Here is a 7,415-nt window from a genome sequence, read left to right on the forward strand (position 1 = left end):
AGTCAGATCTTTCAGGTGCCCATTGACGATCCTCTCAGCTAGCAGAATAGTGAGGCGAAGCCAGTTGATATGTGGGTTCTGCATGAATCGATAGTAGGTGTTTTTGGAGAAGCCAGCAGTACACTTGCCGGACTTCTGTTGCATGTACATGCTTCTGTCTCGAAACACATTACTGAAGATGTATGAAAGGATCGACCAAAGCGGGATTCCTTTGGACTTGCGGAGCCCACATCTGCGGAGAAGCTCCATAACTTTGTAGTCCTTGAAGAACTTTTCAACAGAACGAGAAATTTTAGGTTTATTTTCAGTATCGAATGATGGTAAACTAGACATAGAGCAAGCCTTTCGTTTGATATTGATGATGTTGTAGTTGAATTATATCAAGCGAACAAAGGCCTTGTGCTTTTTATTGGCTAAACTATTGAATTTTCAAGGTACGAGCCCACGTTTGCAAGTGGGAAGTTTAAGTTAATTGATGTATATTTGACTTGTGCAGTCTATAGCTCAAAACTTTCGAGTTGTAAGCGCATGAATGATTGCACTGTCAGTGGCTAAAATTTCACTTGAGAGGAGGGTAAAAATGTGACGAAGATGACAGCTAAAGTGGTGAGAACTGGGCATTTGTTCGCGTTCTTATTGATTTTGATGAGTATGTTAACAGGCTTAGTGACAAGTGGCAGTTCAGTTGTGACAGCCGCTGCTAACATTCGCCCAACCTATCAAACCGATGCTAATGGTACCTATCCGACAAATTCGTGGCAGGTCACGGGACAACAAAATGTAATCAATCAACGTGGCGGGGATCAAGTTTCAGGGTGGGATAACAATACAAAATGGAATGGTGATGCGACTGATACCACGAACTCTTACCTGAAATTTGGTGACCCCAATAATCCTGATTATCAGATTCGAAAATATGCTAAAGAGACGAATACCCCCGGATTGTACGACGTTTATTTGAACGTCAAAGGCAATACACAGCAAAATGTCAAGCCTGTAGATATTGTCTTAGTTGTTGATATGTCTGGGTCAATGGAGTCAAACAGCAGAGGCACGAATCGAGCTGATGCTGTTCGTACTGGCGTTAAGAATTTCTTGACTTCTATTCAAAACGCCGGTCTAGGTGATTACGTCAATGTTGGCTTAATTGGGTTTTCTAGTCCCGGCTATATCGGTGGCAACTCGGGTTATATTAGTGTCGAATTAGGCAAATTAGGCAAAGCAGGTAATGCCGACCAGCAAAAAGCGATTAATAATGCATTGAGTCCAAAGTTTCAAGGGGGTACGTATACGCAGATTGGTTTGCGGCAAGGATCAGCCATGCTGAATGCGGACACCAGTGGCAATAAAAAAATGATGATTTTGTTAACTGATGGCGTGCCGACTTTTTCTGACAAGGTGAAAAATTCAGAGTGGATAAATGGCACATTGTATGGCACTAATTTTGGATCCAGCAGAGATGAACCAGGAAATACCGCAAGGCTTAGATGGCCATACACCGATAATTCAGGTAATCGTATATATGATACTTGGCCAGCAACATTGGGTGAGGCCAAGATAGCAAAGGATAGTGGTAATGAGGTGCACGCGTTAGGCATCCAACTGGCTGACGACGGCTACTACATGACGAAAGAAAAAATACGCAAAAACATGCAGCTTATTACCAGTTCACCGGATTTATACGAAGATGCTGATAGTGCCGATGCTGTTGAGGCTTATTTGAAAAATCAGGCAAAGGATATTATCAAAAAATTTAATACCGTCGCCGATGGCACGATCACAGACCCGATTGGTACGCAATTTCAATATGCGAACAACCAGGCGACCGTTACGAGTGTCGGCAAGCAAACTGTGCCAGCAAGTGAGTTGCCAAGTGCGGCGATCCAAGATGGTCAATTGACGGTGAATCACATGAACTTGGGTCGGGATCAGGAAGTTCAAATCCATTATCAAGAGAGGATTAACACCGAGTCTAATAATTTTGTCCCTGATAAATGGTATCAAATGAATGGTGAAACTACTCTAACCCCGAATGGTGATGATCCTAGCAATAAAGTAGATTTTGGTATTCCTTCCGCTAAGGCACCGGGGACAAAGTTAACTATCAATAAAGTATGGAATATGCTTCCAAATGATAATAAAATTCCTGATAGTATTGATTTTACAGTTAATCGAGGCAATACGACAGATAATAATGCTTGGACTCAGGCAACTGGTAGTTTGTCTAAAACTCAAAACTGGACAGGAACTTTTGACAAGTTAAGTCATAATAATTCGAATGTGTACCTACCTAAATTTAATAATCACGGGCAAGACTTTACTTATAATTTAAGCGAAGATAACGTTGCAGGGTTTTCTTCATCAATTAACCAAGTATTAAATAATTTTACAATAACAAATAATGAACTGGGATTAGCCGTACAAAAATTTGATTCAGGTGGTAATATTTTAACTGGTTCACAATTTACACTAGTCAAAGATACTGATAATTGGCAAGCAACCGATAGTTCATTTACCCCTGAATCAATCAATGGTAATGATAATCCCATTCCAATCAAGCCTGGTTATTATGAATTAAAGGAAAGTACCGCCCCAGTGGGTTATTCTTTGGATGCTTCAACCATTAAATTTCAAGTAACCGAAAATGGGCAATGGCTAGATCAGCAAGGAACTCCAATAAGAAATAATACATTACCTTCCAGTGATGGTTTCTATGTTAATAATCAAAATGGTAATGACATATTAACCTATGCTAAGCATGATAATATTAAGCCTTTTACTTTGACAGTTAATAAAATTGATAAAGTAACTAATCAGTCAGTTAAAGGTGCTGAATTTCAATTAACAAATTCTGATACTAATCAAACTATTCAACCTGATGAGTCTGGGGATACGGCTACTTTTACTTTTAATAATCTTCAGCCAGGTAACTATGTCCTCAGTGAAACTAAAGCTCCTACTGACTATGCCCCATTATCTAGTGGCATTAATTTTAGCATTGATAACACCGGTAAAGTTACTATACCAGATGGATATGATAGTAATTCTGAATTGACTGCTGGCAATAGTAATAATACTATAAGTTTAACCGTTCCTGATACTCCCACGTCAGGCCAATTACCAGCAACGGGTGGTCCGGGAATCACTATTATATTAGTTACTGGTTTGATAATAATGATCACTACCGCTGCGGGAATAATATTCATCTCCCGTCGTAGATGGGAGGTGTAGAAATGATGAAGAAATTAATGTTTGTAGTTATTACATTCTTAACTTTCCTTAGCATTTCGACAATTATCAAGCTCCCAGTTCAGGGAGCTAGCAATGTAAATAATGTTCAAATTGTTTTACATCATCGTATTAGTGAAGATGGTAATTTTGTTGAAGTAAATAACGATGGTAAAGAGCATTACTACAATGATGGAATGGTTGATGGTGCAAACACCACCTTTAGTGTTTATGATTTAACGACCAAATACACTGATTATTTAACACACAACCGCTCGCCTGAGAATTTATTTCAAAAAATTGGTGTGATGAGTCCTACTAAGATTCAAAAATTTATTATCGATAATAAACTGCATAAATTATTCAACGTCACTACAAACAATGCTGGGATTAGTACATTTGATGTTAATGGTAGCGATTATAAAGCTTATCTAATTGTACAGAATAATAACGATAATTCTGGAACGCAATCATTTGCGATGCCAATTGCTATTAGTTTTCCATTTGGGAACACTAACACTGGGAAACCAATGTCAGTTATTCACATTTATACAAAAGCTACTAATCTTAGAAGGGCACCCTACTTCTTTAAATATGGTAAAGACAGTTGTGGTAATAAATTTCCCTTAGGGGGAGCTAAATTTGTATTTTATCGTTTTGCAGATAATCATCGCAAAGAATATTTAGGTATAAATAATGATTGGGTAACTTCCTCAGATCCTAAAAATGATTATCGGATTTTAAAATTATCCTCACATAAAAGTGGCTTGGTATTATTACGAAAGTATGATCTCACACCAGGAACATATTACTTTAGTGAAGTTCAGTCAGCCAAAGGCTTTAAAATTTCTAGTTATGCTCGTCATATACCTGTTTGGATACCGGGATCTTTGACCAACTTAGGATTTAGTAGGGACATTATTGTTAATCATTCTCGGATTCCACCTTTATCTGCTTATCAAGTTCCTTTGGCTGTTTACTATAACCATGATTTACGAATTTATAATTGTCAAAGGAGATTCTCTTCTAACACCATAACAAATGGTAAAAGTGGAGGGAATGGAAGTCACAGTAAAAATGGTGGTTCTCAACCCGGTTACGTTGATAAAGGTGGTGGTAATTACAAGACAAATAATGCTAATCGCAAAGGAATAAAGGGATTATTGCCTCAAACGGGGGAGCAACAATTAAAATTTTTTTTACTGGGAATAGCATTGATATTATTGGGAATAATTATTTACGTATTTAATCATAGAAGAGGAGAAATAAATAATGAAAAGTAAATTAAAATCGTTAATTACAGGGTTAATTATGATCCTACCACTACTTTTGTTGTCATTTGCAACCCCACAAAAAGTATCCGCAGCAGACACTAATAATAGCGTTAAGGTCACTTTGCATAAGCGGGTATTTGACAGTGCTCAAGAAGCAAAGCAAAATACTGGTGAAATAATGAATGATTTTGGTGGCACTGGTTTAAATGGTGTTACCTTTAAAGCTTACAATGTAACTGATCATTATTTATCATTAAGAAAGAGCGGTGATTCTGCTCAAGATGCTGTCACTGCTATTCAATCTGATGCTAAAGATAGTGATAATCTGCCCTCATATGCAGGTAGTGCTATTGCTACAGAAACAACTGCTACTTCTAAGGGTGAAGATGGTATTGCAGCTTTTGATAATTTGAATCTTAAAGATAGTGATGGCAATTATCAAACCTATTTGTTTGTCGAAACCGATTCACCTACAGATGTTACTCAACAAGCTGCACCAATTGTTTTGACAATGCCGATTTATAAAACGTCTGACACATCAGCTATTAATCATGATATCCAAATTTATCCTAAGAATGTTAAGAGTACCCCAATTACTAAGGATCTAGATGAAGCTTCTAAGAAGGACTTAGCAGTTACATTACCTGATGGATCTACCATTTACAACGCTCAATATGGTAAAAGCTTCGGCTATAATATCACAGTTAATGTTCCTTGGAATATTAAGGATAAAGACACTTTCAATGTTGTTGATAAGCCAGATACAGGCATTGATATAGATGCAAGTACTGTATCTATAGATGGTTTAACCAAAAGTACTGATTATACAGTTAACAAAAAAGATAATGGGTATCAAGTTGTCTTTAAGACCACTTCAGCAGCTGTGCAAGCCTTAGCCGGAAAATCATTAACCATTACCTATAAAGCTACTTTGACCAATAATGCTACTCCTGATAAAGCGATCGGTAATACAGCTACACTAAGTATTGGTAACGGTACAAATATAACTTCTACCCCAGCCAATGGGCCAAGAATTTATACCGGTGGAGCTCAATTTGTTAAGAAAGATTCTCAAAGTAATAAGACCTTAGCAGGTGCTGAATTTCAATTAGTAAAAGTAGATAGTAATGGTAATATAGTTTCTTATGCTACGCAGGCATCTGATGGTTCCTATACTTGGAATGATTCTGCTACAGAAGCCACAACGTATACTTCAGATGCAAATGGTTTGGTGGCACTTAAGGGATTATCATATTCAGATAAGCTTGATTCTGGTGAAAGTTATGCCTTATTAGAAATTCAAGCCCCTGATGGTTATGCGAAATTGGATAGCCCAGTTAAATTTAGTATCACTCAAGGCTCTTTCGGCGATTCTAATAAGATCACAATCGATAACACTAAAGAAGGTCTTTTACCAAGTACCGGTGGTAAAGGAATTTATATCTTTTTAGCCATTGGTATTGTCATTATGATTGTTGCCTTTGGTGGTTACAAAGCAATTAAAAAACATGAAGAAATCTAATTATTATTTCTAGATCAAAGATGAGGGGACGCCAATAATTATTTGGCACTCCCTCATCTTTATTAATAAGCCAATATTAATAAAGGACACCGACTATATGAATCATAAAAAGGCATCTAATAATTGGCTAAAAATTATTATGGTAATTATTTTTACTGTTGGAGTGATTATCGCATTATATCCCTTCTATGTAGAAGCCATTAATAATTATATTGACCAACAACGTATTAACGAAGTAGATAAAACTAATAGTGAGCTGTCTGCTCAAAAAAGAAAAGCATTAGAAACTAGGAACCGAAGACTAGCTGAAAATGGTTTACACCCAGAAAATGATCCCTTTGCTGGTAGCAGCAAAAGAACTCAGGTTTCTCTCAAAAAGCATTTAATTGGCAGTATCAGTATTCCCAAGATAAAGGCAAATATGCCCCTTTTTGATACAACAAATGCGAAGACTTTGAATTATGGTGCTACAGTATTGCAAGGGACTTCATTTCCATTGGGAGGTAAAAACACGCATACGGTAATTGCTGCCCACCGTGGACTACCAAGTAGAAAACTATTTACAGATTTGAATTATGTTAAGAAGGGAAATATCTTTGTTCTAACAGTATACAAAAAGAAATTAGCTTATAAAGTTTATAAAATACAAGTTGTTAAGCCTAATCAGACATCAGTTTTAAAGATTATTTCTGGTAAAGATTTGGCTACCCTATTAACCTGCACCCCTTACATGATAAATTCACATCGTCTATTGGTAACTGGGTACCGCATTCCTTATACTCCTAAGATTGCAAAAGATGTAAACCATGCTAATAATGCAAATAATGCTAATCAGTTATTAATCTTAATAGCCATTATTTTATTATTATTAGCAATTCTAGGATATATAATTAAACTAATCCACCAAGGAATGTTAAGAAAGAACCGATTTAGTTTAATTTTTTATCGCTTAAGTCAACAAGGTGATGTTGTTAAAAATACTACCTATGCATTACAAACACGTGTATTACGAAGACCAATTTATCGAAACGGTAAAAAATTTATTGTCACAGCTGATGATGATGGCAAAGTTAACTTCAATAACTTGCCAGGAGGATTGTATCACGTTCAAGAAATTTTTCCTAATGATAAAATAGGGTGTACTGCTGGTATTAAAAAACTTCATCAGCAGACAGCTAAAATGTATTTAAAAGATAAAAATAGATCATTGTTCAAACTTTATCACGATGATTTATAATCATGAGGGAGATTAATTAGGATTTTAATGTATAACATGACTATTTCCCCGATTTAAAATTGAAGTGCAACACTTGATAACTAGTGTAGTGTCATGATGATATCTTAATAATGCTGACACGGATACTACGCATGCGGCTCTATATCAGCAGCTA

Annotated in this window: 4 protein-coding genes and 1 pseudogene; 4 read left to right on the top strand and 1 reads right to left on the bottom strand. The window is 36.4% G+C overall.

Features of this window, described 5'->3' with window-relative positions:
• Positions 1–333 (bottom strand): annotated as a pseudogene (locus tag DS743_RS09265) (IS4 family transposase); the annotation flags it as partial.
• Positions 334–582: 249 nt separating this feature from the next.
• Here DS743_RS09265 and DS743_RS03445 point away from each other — a divergent pair.
• The 4 genes from DS743_RS03445 to DS743_RS03460 all read left to right on the top strand — a co-directional run bounded on the left by DS743_RS03445 (position 583) and on the right by DS743_RS03460 (position 7,261).
• Positions 583–3,231 (top strand): SpaA isopeptide-forming pilin-related protein, encoded by a 2,649-nt coding sequence (locus DS743_RS03445; RefSeq protein ID WP_035184749.1) that lies wholly within the window; start codon positions 583–585, stop codon positions 3,229–3,231.
• Between the two features lie 2 nt (positions 3,232–3,233).
• Positions 3,234–4,511 (top strand): pilin N-terminal domain-containing protein, encoded by a 1,278-nt coding sequence (locus DS743_RS03450; protein ID WP_072544163.1) that lies wholly within the window; start codon positions 3,234–3,236, stop codon positions 4,509–4,511.
• Positions 4,501–6,024, top strand: a complete 1,524-nt coding sequence (locus DS743_RS03455; protein ID WP_035184745.1) for a SpaH/EbpB family LPXTG-anchored major pilin — start codon at positions 4,501–4,503, stop codon at positions 6,022–6,024. Before DS743_RS03450 ends, DS743_RS03455 begins: the two co-directional genes overlap by 11 nt.
• Before the next feature lie 97 nt (positions 6,025–6,121).
• A complete protein-coding gene (locus DS743_RS03460; RefSeq protein ID WP_035184738.1) occupies positions 6,122–7,261 on the top strand; it encodes a class C sortase in 1,140 nt (379 codons plus the stop codon).
• Positions 7,262–7,415 lie beyond the last annotated feature (154 nt).

The sequence above is a fragment of the Lactobacillus leichmannii genome (assembly GCF_024701915.1).
In the GTDB taxonomy this organism is placed as follows: Bacteria; Bacillota; Bacilli; order Lactobacillales; family Lactobacillaceae; genus Lactobacillus; species Lactobacillus delbrueckii.

What these genes read in the sequence shown, in the direction of transcription:
- DS743_RS03450 (WP_072544163.1), top strand. Translation starts at nt 3,234, where the DNA reads ATGATGAAGAAATTAATGTTTGTAGTTATTACATTCTTAACTTTCCTT.
- DS743_RS03455 (WP_035184745.1), top strand. Translation starts at nt 4,501, where the DNA reads ATGAAAAGTAAATTAAAATCGTTAATTACAGGGTTAATTATGATCCTA.
- DS743_RS03460 (WP_035184738.1), top strand. Translation starts at nt 6,122, where the DNA reads ATGAATCATAAAAAGGCATCTAATAATTGGCTAAAAATTATTATGGTA.